General features: G+C 34.6%; 17 protein-coding genes. 2 read left to right on the forward strand and 15 right to left on the reverse strand.

Going from position 1 to position 22,247, the window contains the following annotated elements:
• The first annotated feature begins 252 nt into the window (after positions 1–252).
• Complete coding sequence (locus C8E03_RS03980) at positions 253–1,605, forward strand: aspartate aminotransferase family protein (protein ID WP_110290334.1); 1,353 nt, start codon at positions 253–255, stop codon at positions 1,603–1,605.
• 214 nt (positions 1,606–1,819) lie between these two features.
• Here the strand turns inward: C8E03_RS03980 and manA are convergent, their stop codons facing one another.
• From manA to C8E03_RS04020, 8 genes are all read right to left on the reverse strand, one after another.
• Positions 1,820–2,791, reverse strand: a complete 972-nt coding sequence (gene manA, locus C8E03_RS03985; protein WP_094377894.1) for a mannose-6-phosphate isomerase, class I — start codon at positions 2,789–2,791, stop codon at positions 1,820–1,822.
• A 90-nt stretch (positions 2,792–2,881) separates the two neighbouring features.
• Positions 2,882–4,321, reverse strand: a complete 1,440-nt coding sequence (locus C8E03_RS03990) for an MATE family efflux transporter (RefSeq protein ID WP_330410679.1) — start codon at positions 4,319–4,321, stop codon at positions 2,882–2,884.
• 135 nt (positions 4,322–4,456) lie between these two features.
• A complete protein-coding gene (locus C8E03_RS03995; RefSeq protein WP_242993363.1) occupies positions 4,457–5,266 on the reverse strand; it encodes a polysaccharide deacetylase family protein in 810 nt (269 codons plus the stop codon).
• Positions 5,267–5,277: 11 nt separating this feature from the next.
• On the reverse strand, positions 5,278–7,707 hold the full coding sequence (locus tag C8E03_RS04000; RefSeq protein ID WP_170122885.1) for a rhamnogalacturonan lyase: 2,430 nt from the start codon (positions 7,705–7,707) through the stop codon (positions 5,278–5,280).
• A gap of 79 nt (positions 7,708–7,786) precedes the next feature.
• A complete protein-coding gene (locus tag C8E03_RS04005; RefSeq protein ID WP_094377893.1) occupies positions 7,787–9,367 on the reverse strand; it encodes an extracellular solute-binding protein in 1,581 nt (526 codons plus the stop codon).
• Between the two features lie 39 nt (positions 9,368–9,406).
• The gene (locus tag C8E03_RS04010) at positions 9,407–10,321 is read right to left on the reverse strand and encodes a carbohydrate ABC transporter permease (protein WP_242993364.1); all 915 of its coding nucleotides are present in this window, start codon (positions 10,319–10,321) and stop codon (positions 9,407–9,409) included.
• Between the two features lie 13 nt (positions 10,322–10,334).
• Complete coding sequence (locus C8E03_RS04015) at positions 10,335–11,282, reverse strand: ABC transporter permease (RefSeq protein ID WP_094377891.1); 948 nt, start codon at positions 11,280–11,282, stop codon at positions 10,335–10,337.
• Between the two features lie 400 nt (positions 11,283–11,682).
• Positions 11,683–14,010: a helix-turn-helix domain-containing protein gene (locus C8E03_RS04020; RefSeq protein WP_094377890.1), complete on the reverse strand. Its 2,328-nt coding sequence runs from the start codon at positions 14,008–14,010 to the stop codon at positions 11,683–11,685.
• 195 nt (positions 14,011–14,205) lie between these two features.
• Between C8E03_RS04020 and C8E03_RS04025 the strand changes: the two genes are divergently transcribed.
• Entirely contained in the window at positions 14,206–14,883 is a 678-nt protein-coding gene (locus C8E03_RS04025; RefSeq protein ID WP_094377889.1) for a rhamnogalacturonan acetylesterase, read from the forward strand.
• Between the two features lie 127 nt (positions 14,884–15,010).
• Here C8E03_RS04025 and C8E03_RS04030 read toward each other — a convergent pair whose 3' ends face one another.
• The 7 genes from C8E03_RS04030 to C8E03_RS04060 form a co-directional block, all read right to left on the reverse strand.
• On the reverse strand, positions 15,011–16,330 hold the full coding sequence (locus C8E03_RS04030; RefSeq protein ID WP_110290335.1) for an aspartate kinase: 1,320 nt from the start codon (positions 16,328–16,330) through the stop codon (positions 15,011–15,013).
• 192 nt (positions 16,331–16,522) lie between these two features.
• Positions 16,523–17,431, reverse strand: a complete 909-nt coding sequence (locus C8E03_RS04035; RefSeq protein ID WP_110290336.1) for a carbohydrate kinase family protein — start codon at positions 17,429–17,431, stop codon at positions 16,523–16,525.
• A 241-nt stretch (positions 17,432–17,672) separates the two neighbouring features.
• Entirely contained in the window at positions 17,673–18,242 is a 570-nt protein-coding gene (gene scpB, locus C8E03_RS04040) for an SMC-Scp complex subunit ScpB (RefSeq protein WP_094377886.1), read from the reverse strand.
• 20 nt (positions 18,243–18,262) lie between these two features.
• Positions 18,263–19,012 (reverse strand): segregation and condensation protein A, encoded by a 750-nt coding sequence (locus tag C8E03_RS04045; protein ID WP_094377885.1) that lies wholly within the window; start codon positions 19,010–19,012, stop codon positions 18,263–18,265.
• 74 nt (positions 19,013–19,086) lie between these two features.
• The gene (locus C8E03_RS04050; RefSeq protein WP_110290337.1) at positions 19,087–19,956 is read right to left on the reverse strand and encodes a metallophosphoesterase; all 870 of its coding nucleotides are present in this window, start codon (positions 19,954–19,956) and stop codon (positions 19,087–19,089) included.
• A 278-nt stretch (positions 19,957–20,234) separates the two neighbouring features.
• Complete coding sequence (locus tag C8E03_RS04055; RefSeq protein WP_094377883.1) at positions 20,235–20,861, reverse strand: hypothetical protein; 627 nt, start codon at positions 20,859–20,861, stop codon at positions 20,235–20,237.
• Positions 20,862–20,957: 96 nt separating this feature from the next.
• Positions 20,958–22,235: a D-alanyl-D-alanine carboxypeptidase family protein gene (locus tag C8E03_RS04060; RefSeq protein WP_094377882.1), complete on the reverse strand. Its 1,278-nt coding sequence runs from the start codon at positions 22,233–22,235 to the stop codon at positions 20,958–20,960.
• Between the last annotated feature and the right edge of the window lie 12 nt (positions 22,236–22,247).

Consider the following 22,247-nt stretch of genomic DNA (forward strand, 5'->3'; position numbering starts at 1 on the left):
TTTACCTCTCCTTTAATTGTGCCAATAGCACAATAATTATCCGTTTTTTTAGGCTGTCGCTCTATATTATTATACTTATCCTTGTGCTATAATGCAAATAAATAATGAATCACATGGCAAGGAAGTCAAATAAGCTTCTGTCCATGTGTTTTTCTTTTCATTAAGTTTTAAATATTTTCATTTTTTGTTTTAATGTGTTAATAAAACACATAAACAGGACTATATTATAATATCACTTAGACGGAGGCTATTATGCTTAAAAATTCTTTACCAAAAATTATTTCACAGACTTTACCAGGTCCAAAAGCTGCTGCTATAATAGAAAGAAGGAAAAATGCAGTCCCTAATGCAATCCGATGTATATATCCTTGTGTTATGGCAAAAGCAGAAGGTGCTATGATTGAAGATGTAGACGGGAATCTTTTTCTTGACTGGGTCGGAGGCGTAGGTGTTTTAAATATCGGACACACACATCCTGATTTGGTTGCTGCTGTACAAGAACAAGCATCCAAATATTTTCACGGCATGTTCAATATTGTAACACATGAAGGTTACGTGAAGTTAGCAGAAAAATTAAATACTCTTGCCCCGGTTCGTGGATTATCTAAAAAGACCATGTTTGCCAACAGTGGAGCCGAGGCCGATGAAAATGCAGTTAAAATAGCAAAGTCATATACAAAACGACCTAATATCATCGTATTCTCAGGAGCCTTTCACGGAAGAACCCTACTGACCATGTCTATGACTTCCAAAAAAGCTTATGCGGCAGGTATGGGGCCTTTTCCAGATGGAATTTACCGTGCAGAATTTCCATATCTATACAGAACGCCCGGTAATTTAAGCGGTGCACAGGCGATTAAATATTATATGGAAAGTCTTCAAAAAGTATTTGAAGAAGCATCACCTGCACAGTATGTTGCAGCTATTGTTTTAGAGCCTCTTCAAGGAGAAGGCGGATTTATTCCAGCACCTCTACAATGGGTAAAAGCTGTCAGAAAGGTCTGTGATGAAAACGGAATTCTCCTGATCGCAGACGAGGTACAAACGGGATTTGGGCGTACCGGCAAATTATTTGCATCCGAATATTGGAAAGAAGCTGGCTGTGAGCCAGATATTATTGCAACAGCCAAATCGATCGCCGGCGGTGTTCCTTTGAGTGCAATTATAGCTGATTCTAAAATAATGGATTCTGTTTCGACCGGAATTATAGGTGGAACCTATGGGGGGAATGCACTGGCCTGTGCTGCCGGATTAAAAGTATTAGAAGTAATAGAGCGTGACCATTTGATTGAGCGCTCCAATGAAATAGGCAAAAGATGCTTTGCGGTTTTTAACAGTTGGAAAGAAAAGTATGAGGTGATAGGCGATGTTCGAGGGCTTGGAGCAATGATTGGCATTGAATTTGTAACAGACAAAATCAGCAAAAAACCTAATTCTGGACTTGTAAATCAGCTAATTAGAAATACTGCTAATCACGGATTAATTATTGAAAATGCCGGAGTTTATAATAACGTCATCCGCTTCTTAGCCCCTCTAGTTATCACTGACGAACAATTAAATGCGGGATTTGAAATATTAGAAAATGCAATTAAAGAAGAAAGCTAATATACTAAAAAGAGAAAAAATAAAACAGTTTCGTATAGTTCCTACTATAATTAGAATTTGACACTTGTAAGGAATTGCAAAATTCTTTCATAGGAAAGAACGAGCTACCGCTTTTTCATTAATGTTTTAAAATGAGACAATCAAAAAGCCCTTGCTTTAAAAACAGGGGCTTTTGGGTTAATAAAGAAACATTTGTTATATAAATTATATCAAATCAAACTTTTGGTGCGGACGCAATTAAAGTCATATTTCCTTCTAAGCTATATGTATTGAAGCCATTTGGTAAAATAAAATGCATCCCTTTTTTTATATTTTGAGCATTTATTTTACCGTCACCTTCAATTACACTCATAATTAAAAATGGTTTGTCTTGAATAAATTCTTCCTTTTTCATTATCTCAAACTTAAAGACTTCATAATACCGACATGAAATGAGTCTTTTGCATTGTGTACCGTCATCATTAGTTACCTCTGTCTTTTCCTCCTGAAATGGAACAGTAATGACATCAATACTTTTATCTATATGAAGCTCTCTTGGTACACCATTGCTTAATCTGTCATAATCATAAACACGGTAAGTAATATCACTGTTTTGCTGCGTTTCAAGAATAAGGGTGCCACCTTTAATTGCATGAACAGTTCCCGGATTTATTTGTAAGAAATCTCCTTTTTTAATTGGTAGTGTACGGATTAATTGATTCCATTTCTTTTTTTCTATCATAGCTTTTAATTCAGCTTTGGTAGCCGCATTATGACCGATTACGATATCCTGATTCTCTTTGCAATCCAGAATATACCAACATTCTGTTTTGCCTAAAGAACCATTCTCATGTATTTTTGCATAAGAATCATTGGGATGAACCTGAATACTTAAATCATCCTTTGCATCAATAATTTTAACTAACAGCGGGAATTTATCTCCATTTAAATTTCCAAATAACTCCTGTTGATTTTTCCATAAATCAGTTAAAGTTCTACCCTTATACTTTCCGTTTGCTACTTTACAATCTCCATTTTCATGAGCACTGACTGCCCAACACTCTCCTGTAGTATCACTTGGAATAGGATAACCATATTCCGTTCTTAATTTGTCCCCACCCCATATGTTTTCCTTAAATATGGGTTGAATAAATATAATCTCAGGCTTTTCAGCAGCAATATCTCTTATCCTTACATCTTTTTCCATACACTTCTCCTCACGCCAATTTTACAATCATAATTTGCAATTTACCTATTGATACAGTATATCACAATTTGGCTATGTTATAAAATATTTTTAGACATAATTACTTCGTGTATTACTTTTTTTCATTTCTTTTAGTACACTAAATGTTAATGGAATAGAAAGTGCAAAAGCTAACAAATCCGCTATTGGCTGTACCAGCTTAATACCTGCCATACCATACAAAGGTGCAAGAATAAATAATACAGGTATATAGCACAGTCCTTGTCTTGCCAAAGAAAGTACACTTGCTTTAACTGCCTCGCCTATCGTTTGCAGCATCATATTGGATAATATTAAAAATCCCATTAATGGAAAGGAAAGGCATTGCAGCTTCAAGGTAGATACTCCAATTTCCAAAACCTGTTGTTCTCCTGTTTTAAATATACCTATTACCTGAAAAGCAAATATAAATCCCAATATTGCCATAATAGCCAAAACAATTGTTGCGCTTTTTACACAAAACCAAAATGCCCGGCTAACACGGTTAAATTTATTTGCTCCGTAATTAAAGCCGCATACCGGTTGAAATCCCTGCCCAAATCCGATTAAGGCCGACATTGCAAACATACTCACCCTTGATACAATTGATAATGCTGCAATAGCCGCATCCCCATACTGGCGCGCAAAATAATTTAAACAGATTGCTGAAATGCTGGCAATACTTTGACGAAACAAAGACGGTAACCCTCCTCGAATAATTTCCCTATATACAAGCCACCTTGGTTTGAAATTCTTAAATTTTATTTTTATGATACTTTTCCTATTACAAATCATGTATAGGCAGCATAAACTGATAAATTGACTTGTACTAGTGGCTATTGCCGCTCCGGCTATTCCAAGTTTACATCCAAAAATTAATATAGGATCTAATGCTATATTGACTAACGCTCCTATACAAATTCCATACATGCCATACATAGCGTTTCCTTGAAATCTCAATTGATTATTCAGCACAAAAGAGGCCATCATAAAAGGGGCTCCGACAAGAATGTACTTTAGATATTCTCTGGCATAGGGTAAAATCGTAGTGGTTGATCCTAGCATCCTTGATAATGGATTGATAAATACTATTCCCAATGCAGCGATTACAGCCCCTGCAAGCATTGAAGTATAAAAACCGGTTGCCGCCATTTCTTTTGCTTCTTCCGGCTTTTTTTCTCCTAATTTTCTTGACATATAATTACCTGATCCATGTCCAAATAAAAACCCTAACGCCTGAATGATAGCCATCATAGAAAAAGCAATTCCAACAGCACCTGCAGCACTTGTTCCAATTTTAGATACAAAATAAGTATCTGCCATATTATAAAATGCTGTTATCATCATTGCTATTATAGTGGGAATTGCAAGCTGACATACCAATTGTTCAACGGGCCTTGTTGTCATCATTATAAATTTGTCTTCTTGCTTCTTATTATCATTCGTCATAGCGCTTTCTTCTGACCTTCCTGCCGTTTCTCTTCCTGATTTAACGTATTTTTTATTATTCACGAACAATACAATTTCTAATCTCAAGTATAACAAAAAAACCATATATTGTCTAATTATGTGACAAAATGTTAGTAAATGGTATCATCTACAAAACGGCAAAAACTATATCTGTTTTTGCCGTTTTACACCAAATATCTAAATTTCTATCTGTTTACCTCCCGGTATCTCAATCAGTTTATCATCTACGCTTATCCAAACTGACACAGCAGATGGGTTGTAAACAAAGCTTGCATCCGCTGCATATTGCAGTCGGCCTGCTGCTTCCATATAATCATAAATTTCTATATTTGTGGCATACCAAATATCATCTCTGTGTCCTGCCAACTTACAAAATTCTTCTATTACTTCCCAATTGTTTCTATCTGTAAATTCATAACTGTGTCCCCATACATACATCATGTACAGATACTGCGTCTTAAATAAATCAATAAACTGCTGACCCAGTTCTATTAAATTGTGATTATGATGACAGGTCGCTTTCCATTCCAAATAGTTTCTTGGCATTGCAAATTGATCAGAATTTCCGACTACTCTTGAATACTGAATACCAAGACTTGGCAAAATATCTTGAATTTGCTTTGTATAAGAGCCATTTGGATATGCCATTCCGCGAACCGGATATCCTGCCAGCTTTTCTAATCCCTTCCTGTCCTCAATCACCTGAGATATTACCTGTTCTATCGGGCAGCGCTCTATCGTTGGATGTGTATAAGTATGGCTTGCTATCTCATGTCCCTGATATAACTCCTTATATTCTTGTATCGGAATTCTTTTTTCATCCCAATCAATCCCAGCATTTAAATTAAAGGTTCCTTTAATACCATACTCATTGAAGAGGGAAACCAGTCTCCTATCCTCTTCTCTTCCATCATCATAGCTCATAGTTAATACCTTATGCTTTCCTTCCGGGAAGCAAGTATAAATAATTTTCAATAACCTACTCATTACTTTTCCTCCTATTTAATAAACTGTGGTAACACATACTCCCATTCCATATCAGAGGCATAATAAAACTTTGTATACCCCGGCTGATTGTAACAATTATTCTGCCATGCAACACTTGTACGGTATTGAATATCATGCATTAAAGTAAATAGCTTATGTGTTGTAATGTCCGTATTAGTATAAATACGGATTGCACTGTTATCTGCTTTACGAATTAATAATTCCTCCCTAAAATCACCAAACACATCTGCAATCAAGCAAGGATTTCCTTTTGTTCCATTATTGGTTGCCACTTTGTCCGGTATCAGCATTGCACCATGAATGTTATCGTTTATGACTCCTCTATGCGTTCCAAACAAATCAACTCCGTCAAGAACTTGTGTTGTCATATCGGCTGCCCACCGAATACTTTGATTGGTTCCAAGTAAGGAATCTTCAAGCCTTTCTCCTGTGCAGGAGAATACCTCCTTGACCCATACCTGCAAACCTCTGACATTTGGATTAATATCACCAATCATGCAACGCCCCAAATCTTTATCGGCATATTCCCCAAATATAACTTCCCCAGATTCTGCATCTCTAAGGGCATAGCCGTATGGAGCCTGTGAAGCCCCTTCAAACACATTGAATATTTCAAGTCCCGGTTTATCTGGATCAATATTTGCTACGTGCATGGCATCTCCATGTCCAAGCTTGACATAAGTATGATCCGGTAAATATCCATAACTACTATACAATAGACTTCCATCATGGTCAATAACTGCAGCGCCATAAATAATTTCCTGAAATCCATCCCCATCCACATCTGCGGTGGATAAACTGTGATTTCCCTGTCCTGCCAAAGTTCCATACACTTTATCCGCTCCTATTCCCATATGCGGATTATCACAAAATGGGTTCCTCATTGGTACAAAGCCTGAATCAATCCGAAAGTATTCTTCAAATTTTCTGTTAAAAAAGCTATATGCAACTATAGCTGCTCTAGTATAGTAACCTCTGCAAATAATTAAATATGGTCTTTCTCCATCTAAATAAGCCACTCCCGACAAAAAACGGTCAACCCTGTTGCAGGGTTCTATTCGGTTCATAGCATAATCTCCCCACATCAAGCCATCATCAACACGTTCAAATGGAAAAGGAATGGTTTCTATTTCTTCTCCGCTACCAGCAAACATGGTTAAATATTCGGGACCTTCATAAACAAAACCTTCAAATTGATCAAGCCTGTTTTGAGGGCTTCTTTCCTTTGCATATGTATGAATGAAATATTCAACCAACTCCTTTGCATCTGTTATGCATAAAGGATAGGAATATTTCTTTACTATTCCAAAACATTCCTCCAGTGTTTTTGGCCAGTTACCTTTTAATACTTCGCTATGTTGATGCCATGACATAAACAGTTCAACCATATGCTGAAAATAATCATCTGCACTGCAAGCATAATGATCAAAATGACTATAACCTTTTTGCAAATCGCTTTTGGGCATTGTAATATAATGTTCACTCTTAATGAATCCATCTTTATGATAAATTATCATTTTTGTTCCCGGTGCCGTTTTTACTGCCATTTCAGCTTTTCCATCATGATCAAAATCATATACCATAAATTGTGTATAATGTGCACCTGCCCGTATATTTGCCCCCATATCAAGACGCCACAAAATAGTCCCGTCAAGCTTATAGCAATCGATGTAACAATTTCCTGTATATCCCTTTATGGATACGTCATGAGAATTGCTTGGATCCCATTTGACAATATATTCATACTCACCGTCACCATCTACATCTCCAATACTCATATCATTTGCGTTATAATGGTATTCTTCATTGGCAGGCGTTTTCCCACCTTCTGGTATGTGGAGCAAAATATCAATATAATTTTCCCCTGACTGAAAGCTTTTTACTTCGTTAGAGATTTCTTGCTCTACTCCATTCACCACTGCCGCAACCTGATAAGAATCATTAATTGTTCCATCAAAATCAAGAAAATTCGTACTGTCTGTCACAAATGCTATATTTTTATGATTTTTATATACAATAAAATCGGCTCCTGTCAGTCCAGTATTGCAATAGCCATTAACCTCCTCTAGCATTAATCTCCAGCTAAGAAATATGCCAGTTTTTGTTTTCACTGCGATTAAACCTCTGGATAACTTTTCTCTTTGTTCATAAAATACCTTTTTTATATCTGTTTTAATTACTTCTGATATATCCACTTCCATACCATTTACTACCGATGCTATTTTTAAAAAATGTGGAACATGAGTGCATTTATCCAGTCGGAATATCGTATCTGTAATTTCTGTTAAACATTTAAATTTCATGGTTGGTGTATTTTTATCAGCCCAATATACCCGATAGCTTTGCGCTGTGCTGTCTTTCTCCCATCCGATGACAACATACGAATCTTCTAAGCTTTTTACTTCTAAATTGCTTATCATATTACTTCCTCTTTCTATTTAATTTGCTTGTATTAGAATAAAGTGTGAGCAAAACTCACACTTTATTCTTAACTTTTTATTATTTGGTTGCTGTATATTGCGCATTTACTTCTTCTATTACAGTGTTACCACCTTGTGCCAACCAATTATCCCAAGCTGTCTTTAGACCTGTTTCATCTATCTGCCCACAGATATATTGCGTTCTTGCATCATCAATAATCTTATCTAATGTGCTGCCGCTTAAAGAATAAGTATCGGAATTATTCAGATATGCGATTGCTGGATTAAATACTGCTACTGATTCATTTTCTTTCTTCACCTTTTCTTCCAATTCCTGTCTTTCATTCATTTTTATTGTCGGACTGAGTGCCTTTAAATTCGGAATATATGCAATCGTCTGATTCAAAGCCCCGTATGCCTTTGCCGAAACTTCGTCACCAGCGTCCAAGTCAGCTAAATACCCCTCGCTGTCACGCTCCCAGTGAATTCCTTCCAGACCATACGATGATAATGTAATCATTTCATCTGAGCACATTTTATCTAAGTAGCTTAAACATGCTTCAAGTTTTTCTTCTGTATCCGCCGCTTTCGTAATAACAAAGAATCCATTGTTACCAGAGGTAGCTAATGTCTTACCTTCTATACTTCCAATCAGATTCATAGAAGCTGGAACACTTGGATCAACAACCGAAGTAATATTATTGTTTACAAAATAATCCCAAATGTTTCTTGAACCATCCAAAACGTCGATAAAAATACCACACTCTCCATTTTTTACACTGTCTCTCCACGTTGCTGTATCACGAACTGCCCAGTCCTCATATACTAAACCATCATCATACATTTTCTTTAACCAATTAAGCGCTTCCATATATTCCTCTGTCTGAAAAATCGGAACGAGTTTTCCTTCTTGTTCCACCCACTGGTTTCCTACACCAAACCAAGTCTGAATAATATCAAATGGACCTGTGTATTTACATAAAGCTAAACCGTAAGTATCATTAACACCATTACCGTCTGGATCTCCATAGGTAAACTGATACATCATATTATATACATCTTCAATGGTGGTAGGTGTGTCAATACCTAATTTTTCAGCCCAGTCTGCACGGTAGCCCATTCCATATCTTCCAATTGGTCTGGCTTTATAAACTCCTATTAATTGCTCATCAATGGTAACACCTTCGTTTACAGAAGCATTTGCCTGAGACAGATTTGGATATTTTTCTGAGTCATAAATATAATCATTTAAGTCCCAGAATGCACCTGCCTTTGCGGCACCGACAATAACTGCTGACATTTTACTGACTGATATAATCATTGGCATATCATCTGCTGACGCTAATGTTAAACTTAATTTATCCTCATAGTTATCATCCGGAACCCAAGTAAAGTCAACATGCGTATTCGTGAAATCCTCCATTTCCTGAATAACTGCTTCAGAATGTTCACCGGATACAGGACTTCCCTCATAATCATAGGTCATAAATGTAATATTTTGTTTTTCTGTAGAACCTGTTTCTGTCTCCTGTGTTTGTGACTCTGTTGCTTTTGCATCTGTTGCTTTTGAATCACCTGCTGATGAACCGCCGCAGCCCGTAAAACTTCCCACTACCAATGCAAATGTAAGCATTAGCGCTGTTACCTTTTTTAATTTCATACTTCATCCTCCTAATTTTTGATTTATAGCATAATAGTTTTAGCCTTTCACAGCTCCAACCATAACACCCTGTGCAAAATACTTCTGAACAAATGGATATATTACAAGAATCGGTACTGTCGCGACAACCGTCGCTGCCATTTTAACAGCTTTGTCAGGCGGCACTCCAAACGAATTATAATCCATCATTTCTGCCTGAATTTTACCTGTAAGCAAAACAATACGCCTAAGAACTATTTGTACCGTTTCTTTATTTGGATCATTTAAATAAATCATTGCATTAAAATAATCATTCCAATGCCCAACTGCATAAAAAAGGGAAATTGATGCAATCACTGGCTTTGACAGTGGTATCGCTATTTTGTAAAATACCTCTAAATCATTAGCCCCATCTATTCTGGCTGCTTCATCAAGCTCTCCTGGTAAATCCTCAAAGAACTTTTTTACTATAATCATGTTAAATGGACTGATGGCACCAAGCAATATCAGCGCCCAATAGGAATTATATAGGCCTAATTGCTTCACCCATAAAAAGGTTGGTATCATACCGCCTGAAAATAGCATGGTTATAATAACAAGATTTAGTACCATATTTCTACCTTTAAAATGTGTTTTCGACAAAGGATAGGCAAAAGTAGTTGTGAAAAACATCTGAACTAAAGTACCTGCAACAGTCAAAAACATTGAGTTGCCAAGTCCTTTAAAAACTTCTCCCGTCTTTATGATGTATTGATAGGCATTTATTGAAAATTCGGTTGGAATGATGAAAAATGCTTTTTCTGTTAATTCTCTTTCTGTTGCGAAAGAGCCTCCCAAAACATATAAAAAAGGGAGTACTGTGATAATGCCAATGAAGCCTGCAATTACATAGATTAGCACTTGAATAATACGCTCACCTGTGCTGGCTTTGATTCTACTGTTGCTTTTTTGCCTTATACTAATGATATCTGCCACATTCATTCCTCCTCTAATAAATACCCGATTCCCCTGATTTCTTCGCTATCCAGTTAGCACCAAGAACCATAATCATTCCAACTACTGACTTAAACAAGCCAGATGCTGTACTATAAGAATACTGTGCATTTGTAATACCTTTTTGATAAATATAAGTGTCAAACACCTCAGCCGTTGAAATGTTTAAAGAATTACGCATTAAAAATATTTGTTCATACCCCGTATTTAAAATTGATCCAACCTTAAGTATCAGCATAATAATAATGGTTCCTTTGATTGCTGGAAGTGTAATATGCCACATCAGCCTCCATCTTCCTGCCCCATCAACCCTGGCAGCTTCATACAACTGTGTGTCAACACCTGATAACGCTGCAAGGAAAATTATCGTTCCATAGCCTGTCTCCTTCCAAATACTCTGCCCTACAATTAAACCTCTAAAATATTGCGGCAATCCCAAGAAATTAACAGTATGACCAAAGACAGCTTTTATGAGCTGATTTATAATACCATCATTAATATTAAGCAAGGTATATGTAAGACTGGCTACAATAACCCATGAAATGAAGTGAGGAATATAAATAAATGTCTGAACCAATTTTTTATACTTCTGATGCTTTATTTCATTTAGTAATAAAGATAAAAAAATCGGTGCAGGAAAATAAAAGATAATACTTAATATGGAAATTCCCAGTGTATTTTTTAAAAGCATCCAAAAATCAGTTCCTATAAAAAAATTTTTAAAATGTGTTAACCCCACCCATTTACTTTGGGCAATTCCCGTAAAAGGGCTATACTGCTGAAAGGCAATAATGATTCCTCCCATTGGAATGTAGCGAAATGTTATAAAATAAAGTACTCCTGGTATTAACATAAAATAAAGCCATTTATGCTGCTTAAAATATTTTACTAATTCACCTTTACTTGTTACAGGTTCTTGCACTTTTGCACTTACCTTATTCATATCTAACCTCCTAACATTTTTCGTAAATCTTTTGTATATTTTGTATATCATTTTTTGTTTTACAACCGGTTTATAGTGCAACTATACTATACGTGATATATTACATCAATAATCATTTCATATACTTTACTTGTATTTCGCATTCCATATGAAAGATAATCACCCTTATTTCACAATATACTACCTCAAATAATCATAGTCTTTCCCATACAATTAACCCAAAAGATAAAATGATTATGCCCTGCAGCACAAATCCACAAACTATCATTAGCCTGTAACCAAAGTTGTCAACAAAAAATATCGCAAACTCTTTTTACCGACAGAGTTTGCGATATTTCTATTTTTGATATCACTTTTTAATAATATTTAAGTTTTTAAATTTTCAAAAATTACAAGCTTTTTAGGAAAGCATCTTATTATATTCCTGCCTATATTTACCCGGTGTAGTACCTACGTGTTTGCTAAAAAATCGAATAAAGTTTTGCGTATTCGTATATTTTAATGCCAATGCTATTTCAGCAATTGTTAAATTAGTCTCCTTAAGCATTATCTTTGCTTCACTGATTTTGTATTGTGCAACATAATCGGTAAACGTGATATTTTTTTCTAGTTTCATAATCTTCCATATATAGCTAGGATGAAATTTAAGCTTTTCAGCGCATTCTGTAAGTGAAATATCTCCTTTTGTTTCCTCAATCAGCCTTTGAACATGTGTCATGATTTCAGATGTCCTACTTGTTCTGTAGTTACTAAGCTCTTTAATAATTGGGGTAACAATTTTGTATTTATAAAAGCTAGTCATTTTGTTTAAATCATATATCTGATTAAAGCTTAAAAAGATATTATCCACTTCATTTCCAAACACATCATTAATAATTAAGCCGGCATTGCTTGCTATCAATATGATAGAAATCATAAAGCGATGCATATAAAAGGAGCATTCATTAGCGGAAACCTTTTTATTGACCAGTTCCTCTATAAATTCATCTATTATGTAAAATGCTCTCTCCTTGTCACAGGAATCTACTGCTTCCTTGATTTCTCTTTCGAGTGCTACATCGTATATATAACCATCTGCAGCATTCATAATATCGGAATAAAACATGACGCCACTTGAAGTATCTGTTGTGTTCTCTATTTTCTGTTCTCTGCTAAATACTTCGCTATTTTTGAGTGCTTCCACGCTTTCATAATAAGCAGTGCGATACATTAGTAAATCTTCAAATGATTTACTTATTCCTAAATTTATTCTTAAGTTATATTGTTCAAATACAAAAGTGGATATACGCTCGTATACTCTCATAATATTTTCTTCCAATAAAGATTCCTGTTTCTGGGTTACTGCCATTGTAATCGTTTTGGCATTGCATATTGCTGGCATAAATAACTGAGCCAGAATATCCTTTGGAAGATTTTCAACTACACCAATTCGAACAGCATCCTGTCTTGCTTCATCATATTCTTCAAAGGCATCCTGCGACCTTATGTTGATTGAAATGACGCTCAGATACTTTTGTCGGCTTAATTTTAGCCTGCTTAAATAATACTCTAACTGATCCTGTTTAATTTCACTTTTTATTAATCGTAATTGGAATAATTCGGTCAACTGTCCCTGCTGGCTTTCTATTAGCTTTTCTAAAGCTGTATTCTTTCCTACCAAGTTATCAATGCTTTTAGCTATGTATTCAAATTCATTTTCCCGCCTCTTGGATTTTTCCTCATTTTCTAATTCATGAATATGATCAGTCAAACTTGAAACCGGCTTATAGATTTTTCTGGTTGCCAATATTGACATAACAAAACCCATAATAACAATAGTAAACATGACAATTGAAAAGGATAGTATTTTATCCGCGGCAGCCCTAATTTTGTCAACATCATAGCTAACGATATATTTCCACGCCAATTCATCTGAATCTGCTATTGCAATGTTGTAAGCTTTTCCATCTTTTAGCTTAATTGACTGAAGATCATGACTGTTAAATTTATCTTCATTTTCTTCATAATAATGGTATACATCATCATTCGTTGTATAAACCAAATTTCCGTCTTCATCAATTACGGTAATATCATTCTCTCCCAAATTATCGCTTATTATTTCCTGTAATTTAGACTGTTTAATATTAACAATCATCAGTGCATAAGGATCTTTGCTGTTTGCGGGTAATCTACATATAAAAGATAAGTTATTAAGATTAACCATTTCCCTGCTTAACTTTGTAATTTGACTCTTTCCGATCTGGTTCAGCCAAAAATTACGAATTAAGGTATCTGCTTTATATTGATATAAAAGTTCAATATCCCCTTGATTCTCAACACGCGCGTAATCATACAATCCTCGGTTACTTAATACCCAGCCTGTATGGAAATTAATGAAAGTATAACCATCTATGTACTCAGAAAGATAGGTAGAACCATCCAACACATCCGTTGCATTTACAAGCTCTGAGTAGTCAGAATATTTAATATCGGTATTTAAAAGCCATTGTATCTCATCTGATTCTTCATTTTCAAGATAATCCTTTTTTATATTAATTAAAACACTGTCTGTTCTGTTTTTAATCTGATTGGCAGTTGCCTCTGTTGATAAATTAACATTCTTTGTAACTTCAGTCACATAGGTAGAATAAGAAAAAATTCCCAATATAATAATGGGAGCAAATACAACAACCAATAAATACCAAAGTATTCTGTTTTTATATTGTATGTTTTTTATTCTCTCTATCATAACCAAAATCCCCTATCCCTTATGCAAGTTTACAATTTTTCACTGCACACGCAATTTATTATATCTAAATTATACAAAAAAAGAAAGCTAAATATAGTACAAAGAATTTTTTTGGCAGTATTGAATAATTAGTCCATATTATGTATGATAAATATATTATTCACGAAAAAGTTCACTCATACATGGGAGGTATTTATGATAAAAAGAATTTTTTGGGCAGGCGATTCAACGGTAAAGGATAATTTTATTGATACTTATCCTCGTACCGGTATTGCACAAGGTCTTCGTTGGTATTTAAAACCAGATGTTACTATTATAAATCATGCAGAAAATGCTAAAAGCACGAAGAACTTTATTAAGGAGGGGCGGCTAGAAACGATTCGTTTGGAAATCAGAGACAGAGATTTCTTTTTCATAGAATTTGGTCACAATGATTGGAATGATGATCCAATGAGACATACGTTACCTTTTGAGGATTACAAATCAAATCTTTCTCAAATGGTGAATGTGGCTTTGGAAAAAGGAGCTTATCCGGTCTTAATTACACCATTATATTGCCGCTTTCTTGATGAAAATGGTGTTTTAAAACACAAAGTTCATTTTAATTATCCGGATGCAATGATTGAATTGTCTCAAGAAATGCAGATACCTTGCATTGACCTTTGTGAGCATAGCAGACAGCTTTTGCTTCATACAGATCTTTCTATATCAAAGAATTGGTATATGAATCTAAAACCGGGTCAATATGCTGCTTATCCGGACGGATTGGCTGACAACGCTCATTTGCAGTACAATGGTGCAATTGCTTTTGCTGATATTCTTGCAAAAGGATTAAAAGGACTTGGTTTAATCTATGCTGATTTAGTTCTATAGGAAGTTTTCAATAAATGCTTTGAAAGGTTTGTGACCATAAAAGCAGCCTTTCCCAAAGACGATTTTACAATTGGAAAAACTGCTTTTAATCATTTATTTAAAGTTTGATATCACTGTTTCCTTATCACTATAGCTGAACTAAAACAAATATATCATAAATTGCTTTTATCGCTGCTTCAAAATCACTATTTTTAACACCAATAATGATATTTAACTCGCTCGATCCCTGATCAATCATCTTAACATTAATATTAGCATGTGCAAGTGCAGCGAAGATTCTTCCTGCCGTTCCTCTTGTTGCTCTCATTCCACGGCCTACTACTGCAATTAATGCCAAATCAGTTTCTAAATCCACTGAATCTGGTGCAGCCAGTCGATGTATATCAGCTAACACTAACTGCTCTTTTCCCTCGAATTCCGGCTGATGAACAAAAACAGTCATGGTATCAATTCCTGAAGGAACGTGCTCAAAAGATATGTTATGTTTTTCAAATGCCTCAAGTACCTTTCTTCCAAAACCAATTTCTGAATTCATCATATCTTTTTCTATATTAATAGCTACAAATCCCTTTTTACCTGCAACTCCTGTAATTGTATACTTAGGCTGACGACATGTGCTTTCAACAATCATAGTTCCAAAATCGTCTGGAGCATTTGTATTTTTAATATTTATCGGTATGCCTTCTTTTCTGACCGGAAAAATAGCATCTTCATGCAGTACAGTTGCCCCCATGTAAGAAAGTTCTCTAAGTTCTCGATAGGTAATTGTTTCAATTGTTTCTGCTGATTCAATAATTCTTGGATCTGCAATTAAGAAGCCTGATACATCCGTCCAATTTTCATAAAGATCCGCATGCACTGCTTTTGCTACGATCGAACCTGTGATATCAGAGCCTCCCCGTGAAAATGTCTTCACTTTTCCATCCGGCCGGGAACCATAGAAGCCTGGCACAACTGCTCTTTCTATTGAAGCCAGTCTCTTAGAAAGTATTTGATTTGTTTTATCTGTATCAAAACCGCCGTTTTCATCGAAAAAAATGACCTCAGCAGAATCAATAAACTCATATCCTAAATAATTAGCCATAATGATACCGTTTAAATATTCTCCGCGTGAAGCTGCATAATCACTTCCGGCATTTGATACAAATTCGTTTTTAATTATTTCAAATTCTTTATCTAAAGATAGCTTTAAGTTCAGTCCTTTTATAATTTCATCATAACGCGCTTTAATATTCGCAAGCTTATCTTCAAAAGGCTTATTTTCTACTACAGTATTATAGCAATCATAAAGCATATCTGTAACCTTTGTATCTGCTGTAAAACGTTTACCAGGGGCAGATGGAATAACATACCTTCTGTCTTGATCTGCATGAATAATATCTGCAACCTTTTTAAACTGATCAGCACTGGCCAATGAACTTCCACCAAACTTAACTACTTTTTTCATCCTGAACTTCCTCCATATCCTTTTACAAAAAATTCGTTCTATAATAAAATCCCATATTTTTAAAAGTTTTGCAAGTGTTTTTTGAAAAAATTTAAAATTTAATGATGTGCTTCCCCTAAGATTTCCTAGTAAGAAAAAAGGATGCATTCTTCTGAATCCATCCTTAGCAACTACTATTTATTCTCTTGTCTTCTATTTCCAAATGGTGTTATAAAATACTTCAACCTGCTCCTCTGACAAAAAGCCATGTGCAGCACAGGCATTTCCAATTTTATAGGATGCAAATAAAATTGCTGCTTTCAATGAATAGTATGGATTTCCTGTTTTCCTATAAAAATGCGCGAAAGCTGATAATTGCGAATCTCCCGCTCCTAAAGTATTTACTATTTTTCTCGTTCGTACAGTTGGAAAAAAACCTATGAAATCATCTTTCTTGACATACATCATGGTTCCTTTTTCTGCCATACCCATTATAATTATATCATTACCATACTCCGATTCAATTTGTTTAATGAAGTCTTCATAAGGTTCCTTAATATAGGTATGACTAAAGCATAGAATATCTGCATACTGCATAAATTCCTTATTTTGCTCATCATCTATATTTTTGATCGTTTGAACATCTGATATAATCTGCTTTCCTAATTCCTTTGCCTTTTTTAAATATGGTATGGCATAATTGGAATTACAAAAAACTGCAATATCACAATCATTGATTGCTTTATCAAACATGACTGAATCATATTCTATGCCGTTGCTCCCTTTTAAATCATTAATGATTTGTCGTGTGTTCTCATCAGAATATAGAACAATTGTATGTGGCGTTGCATCAAGAGCAGGAATAACATATTCTAACGATATTCCTTCCTTTTTAAGCTTTTCCTGAAGCATTAACTGCATGGCATCCTTACCAGAAAAGGAAAGGAAATTCACTGTATCACCCAGCTTTGTCAATGCCCTTGAAATATTATAGCCATGACCTGAAAAACTTGTAATAACACCAAAGCTACTATCAATAATCTTATTATCAGGCAATGGAATACTGGAAACTTTAACTGTTGTTTCTGTATAAATTGGTCCCATTACTAATATATTGCTCATTTGTCATACCTCCCAACCCTTTTGCGTCACTTCCCTATATACATTATGCAATATTTTTAAAAAATTCTCAATGTTTATTATAATTTTTATAAATATTTCATGAAATAATTTCAATTCAAGGTAATGTACATAGTAATAATATCTCATGGCATCATGAACGTTCCACTAGATACTCTATAAGAATTTTAAAGAATCTTCTATGATACAAAAACAGCAGATACACTTAACGAGTAATCTGCCGCTAAATGTCCAGTCTAAGCTGAACCTCTTCCTCTGCTTCTGCTTTAAAATCCTCAAATTGTTCCTGATTAACCATTGGCAGATCTTCGATTGACTGTACTCCAAAGCATCTAAGAAACTCTTGTGTTGTAGCAAATAATAACGGTCTTCCAGGTGCATCCAGCCGACCCACTTCACATACCAAATTATATTCCACGAGCTTATTCACTGCATGGTCACATTTCACTCCTCTTATTTTTTCAATTTCAAGTTTAGTGATTGGCTGTTTATAGGCTATGATAGAAAGTGTTTCTAATAAAACCTCTGATAAAATATGTTTTTTGGGCTGCTTTGCAATTCGAATCAGATATTCATACATTTCTCTTTTGGTACACAATTGAAACGAATTTTCCAATTCTAAAATTTGAATTCCACGCTCCTCAGACTCATATCGATCCATCATATTATGTATTATCTTTTTCGTCGTTTCTTCATCATGCTCAATGGCGGCGGCAATTTTGCTAAGCTCCACACAATCCCCCATTGTAAATAATATTGCTTCTATAATTGCTTCCAATTTCAAAATCTCCACTATGTAACCTCTCTTTGTACTTATGCTGCTTCTATTGCAGTTATCAATATATCGTCAAATATATGATCTTGTGATATGGAAATCATTCCTGTTTTCATAAGCTCCAATACTGCTAAAAAAGTAACGATAATTTCCATCTTACCACACTGCGCCTCTAATAGACCCCGAAAACTGAATTTCTTATTTCTATAAGCGTATTCTTTAATATATACAATCTTGTCTGAAAGGTTTACTTCTTCTTTTTCTATTTTTCCAAACTGACTCCTGATTGGATCAATTTTATTCTCTTGTTTCTTTATAATCGATTTAAATATCGTATGAAGTTTTGTCAATGATAAACCATTCAATAATTCTTCTACGTTTATGGGCTCACAATAATCCTCAACTTCCTTTGGCAATGTAGGCTTTTTAAATAAGGCTTTTTCAGCATCCACCTGTCTATCCCTAAGTTCATATGACATATATTTATACATTTTATATTCAATTAACTTCTCTACTAATTCTTTTCTTGGATCTTCCTCTTCACCATTCTCATTGATTTCTCTTGGTAAAAGCATTCTGGATTTAATGTCTATTAGAGTAGCCGCCATGACAAGAAATTCACTCATAATATTTAAGTCTTCCTTGTCCATCTGCTGTATATATTCCAGGTACTGTTTCGTAATCTCAACAATAGGAATATCATATATATTAACTTTATTTTTGTCAATCAAATGTAACAGTAAGTCCAGTGGACCTTCAAACGCTTGCAATTTAACCGGTATACCCATTTTATCATTCCTTTTCGAAGAATCTCATCTTATTATTTTACAAACAAATGTAAATTATTTCAAGTAATGATTTGTTATTTTGATCTCTTTAATACGACATGAATCAATTCTGCCTGATTATTTAGACGAACATTAATGGTATGTGTTCCAAGACCTCTGCTTAAAATCATCCTCTTATCATTTTCCTCAAACAATCCTGCATCATATTCTGGAAAAAATTCCACTTGAGGAGATGCGACACCACCCAAAAAGGGAAGTGAAACCAAGCCTCCATGAATATGACCTGAAAGGATCAAATCTGCTCCCCATTTTGCATAGGTCTTAAAATACTTTGGATTATGAGCTATCAATATATTGTATTCTTTCTCATTAGAATTACCAATTAATGATTTTATATATTGTACGGTCATTTTAGTGGTAACAAACCTTTTATAATATTCTTTCTCTATTTCAATGCCATAAATATTAAGAATTGTATCTTTAATTTTTATTCTTTTGCATTTATTATCCATAATATGGATCTTTGCTTTCGTCAACTCACCTATATATTTTTCATACATATCTCCATATTGTTCTGGATAAATCTTTAGACGATATTCATGATTTCCGATTCCATAATAGATTTCGTACTTGTCTGCTAAATTCTTCAAAAGTGAAATAGCCGTCTCCATTTCACTGCCCGGTTTTGCAACAATTAAATCTCCTGCAACTAAAATCAGGTCAGGTTTCACTTTTTCTATTGCTCTTATTAAAGTATCATTTTCTTTACCATACACATGATTGTGTAAATCAGCTAAAACAACTATTCTTATATCCTCTTTCAGTCCATTTAATTTATCCGATTTCAGTTCATAGCTTGTAAGCTTAAATACTCTATTCTCATAATAAATCCGTATAAACAGGATGGCTAAAACAATTAATATAATAAAAATATATTTTGACATAATTGCTCCCTAAACATTTTCGCTTTATCTATGTACTCATTACATTAACATAGACAACAATTCTTATTTTCACCGCTTAACAATAATACCATACAGATGCAATTTCTGTCTATAGTGCAAAAAGTATAGAGGAAATAATCATTTGTTATTTCATCTAATATGTAAAATATGATCAGATTCAAAAAGGCACCGGCTTCATAGCCAGCACCCTTTCGTACTTTATTTATTACTTGATATGCAAATTTATTATATATCTCATTTATCTTATCGTAAATTTATTATTTTAATGTACTTATGTTATTTATAAAATCATTTCTTAGGGCTTCCTGCTCTGGAGTATAACTAATAATTAAAGAAACCATAAACTTATCCATTTTATAACTATAATATTCTTGATACATTACTCCATCAAAAGCTGAAAACTGAATCTTTTGAAATGTCTTACCAGCAATTTCCACAGAGCCTTTATCCGTCTGCTCATATTGATAAGACTCCTGCTGAAGCAACATTTCTGATATCTGATCCAAATATTCTTCTTCTGTAAATTTTGTTCCTCCAATTGATAAAGCCAGATTCTCATAAATCAATTGTGCATTCATAGTACTTGTTGAATCACTAACCATAAAGGAATAAACTGTTTTTAATTCAGCCGCCTTTTTGATTTGTTCTGCACTCGTTCCATTCAGATCCAGTGCCTCTGCTCCCGCCCCTACTATCTCATTGATTTCTTCTGTAGATGCAATGTTCCAATCATCTGGAATCTCAAATTTCATATTAAGCCAACTGTTTTCAAAAGTATTACCGTTCCATTTACCTACTGTAAATTCAGAATCCTTTCCACAGCCTGTTATTGCAATTACTAAAAGCATTATAAAACATAATACCCTTGTCTTTTGTTTCTTCATAACTTCCTCCTCTTATATCAATAAACCTGCATTTGTCTATTCTATCAGAAACATTTTTCGATGTCAATATTTGTCATATTTTATACATTAGCTCATCTATAGTGTAAATAACTTAACAGTCCTCATAAAATAATCCATATATACAGCCTCATCTACTGAGTCTGTATAAAGTATTTTCGTATACCCTATTTCTTTTCCATTTAATTTATAGATCATCTTGCCTGCCAGATCTCCCTTAGTAATCGGTGCGTTAGCACTATTTGCTAATTGCATTTCTTTTTCAACCGCTGATAAATCTGCGCCAGTTACATCAAGATACTTAAACGTGTTTTCATATTCGCAAGATACCGTTCTTTCAATTCCTTTTTTTACGGATATTTGTGGTAATGTCTCCTGATTATCATCAGAATAAACCTGACATTTTCCATATCCAAAGTTTAGCAAGGTTGTCGCATCCTGAAAACGAATTTTATAATCCGGCGCTGCCATAATAACTGCGATTAATTCGATATCATTTTTCTTGGCTGTTGCCGATACACAGTACTTTGCCAAACTTGTTGAACCTGTTTTGAGTCCCGTAGCATATTCGTACTGTTTAATTAGTTTGTTTGTATTCGTTAATCCAAATTCCGAAGAACCTTTTTTCGTAACATGTGTAATGTTTTCCATCCATATGGTTGAATAATCATGTATCTGTGGATATTTTACAATTAGTTCGCGCGACATTAATGCAACATCATACGCACTAGTCACATGTCCATCTGTATCTAGTCCATTACAATTTGCAAAGTGTGTATTTGTCATACCAAGCCCTTGAGCTCTTTCATTCATTTGGTTGACAAATTCTGTTTCGCTGCCGCATATGTATTCTGCCATTGCTACGCACGCATCGTTAGCACTTGCAACCGCAATACATTTAATCATTGTATCCACAGTCTGTTCTTCTCCCGGCTCTAAGAACACCTGAGAACCTCCCATACTGGCAGCATATTCTGATACTGTCACAGTGTCATCTAACGAAATTTTTCCTGCATCAAGAGCATCAAAGATTAGAATCAAGGTCATAATTTTAGTGATACTGGCAGGTCTTAATTGTTCTTTGGAATCCTTTTCATATATTATGGTTCCAGTTGATGCTTCCATTAAGATTGCAGAAGGAGCTGAAACCATAACACCTGCACTATCAAATAATGCTGTATTATCTGTTGTTTCTGCTCCTTCTTCATTTTGTGATTCTTCTGCTTTCGTTTTTTCTGCCTCTGTTGCTTCATTTTGTGCTGTATCTAATTCAGTGGCATAAGTTTGTTTGATTGGACATATAGTATAAGTAAATAATAATATAATAACCATCGCCCATATCTTAAGCTTCTTCATGGCATTACTCCA

Origin of the sequence: Lachnotalea glycerini (genome assembly GCF_003201285.1) — a bacterium.
GTDB lineage: Bacteria > Bacillota > Clostridia > Lachnospirales > Lachnospiraceae > Lachnotalea > Lachnotalea glycerini.

What these genes read in the sequence shown, in the direction of transcription:
- C8E03_RS03980 (WP_110290334.1), top strand. Translation starts at nt 253, where the DNA reads ATGCTTAAAAATTCTTTACCAAAAATTATTTCACAGACTTTACCAGGT.
- manA (WP_094377894.1), bottom strand. Translation starts at nt 2,791, where the DNA reads ATGGAAAAAGATGTAAGGATAAGAGATATTGCTGCTGAAAAGCCTGAG.
- C8E03_RS03995 (WP_242993363.1), bottom strand. Translation starts at nt 5,266, where the DNA reads ATGAGTAGGTTATTGAAAATTATTTATACTTGCTTCCCGGAAGGAAAG.
- C8E03_RS04000 (WP_170122885.1), bottom strand. Translation starts at nt 7,707, where the DNA reads ATGATAAGCAATTTAGAAGTAAAAAGCTTAGAAGATTCGTATGTTGTC.
- C8E03_RS04005 (WP_094377893.1), bottom strand. Translation starts at nt 9,367, where the DNA reads ATGAAATTAAAAAAGGTAACAGCGCTAATGCTTACATTTGCATTGGTA.
- C8E03_RS04015 (WP_094377891.1), bottom strand. Translation starts at nt 11,282, where the DNA reads ATGAATAAGGTAAGTGCAAAAGTGCAAGAACCTGTAACAAGTAAAGGT.
- C8E03_RS04020 (WP_094377890.1), bottom strand. Translation starts at nt 14,010, where the DNA reads ATGATAGAGAGAATAAAAAACATACAATATAAAAACAGAATACTTTGG.
- C8E03_RS04025 (WP_094377889.1), top strand. Translation starts at nt 14,206, where the DNA reads ATGATAAAAAGAATTTTTTGGGCAGGCGATTCAACGGTAAAGGATAAT.
- C8E03_RS04030 (WP_110290335.1), bottom strand. Translation starts at nt 16,330, where the DNA reads ATGAAAAAAGTAGTTAAGTTTGGTGGAAGTTCATTGGCCAGTGCTGAT.
- C8E03_RS04035 (WP_110290336.1), bottom strand. Translation starts at nt 17,431, where the DNA reads ATGAGCAATATATTAGTAATGGGACCAATTTATACAGAAACAACAGTT.
- C8E03_RS04045 (WP_094377885.1), bottom strand. Translation starts at nt 19,012, where the DNA reads ATGGGTATACCGGTTAAATTGCAAGCGTTTGAAGGTCCACTGGACTTA.
- C8E03_RS04050 (WP_110290337.1), bottom strand. Translation starts at nt 19,956, where the DNA reads ATGTCAAAATATATTTTTATTATATTAATTGTTTTAGCCATCCTGTTT.
- C8E03_RS04055 (WP_094377883.1), bottom strand. Translation starts at nt 20,861, where the DNA reads ATGAAGAAACAAAAGACAAGGGTATTATGTTTTATAATGCTTTTAGTA.
- C8E03_RS04060 (WP_094377882.1), bottom strand. Translation starts at nt 22,235, where the DNA reads ATGAAGAAGCTTAAGATATGGGCGATGGTTATTATATTATTATTTACT.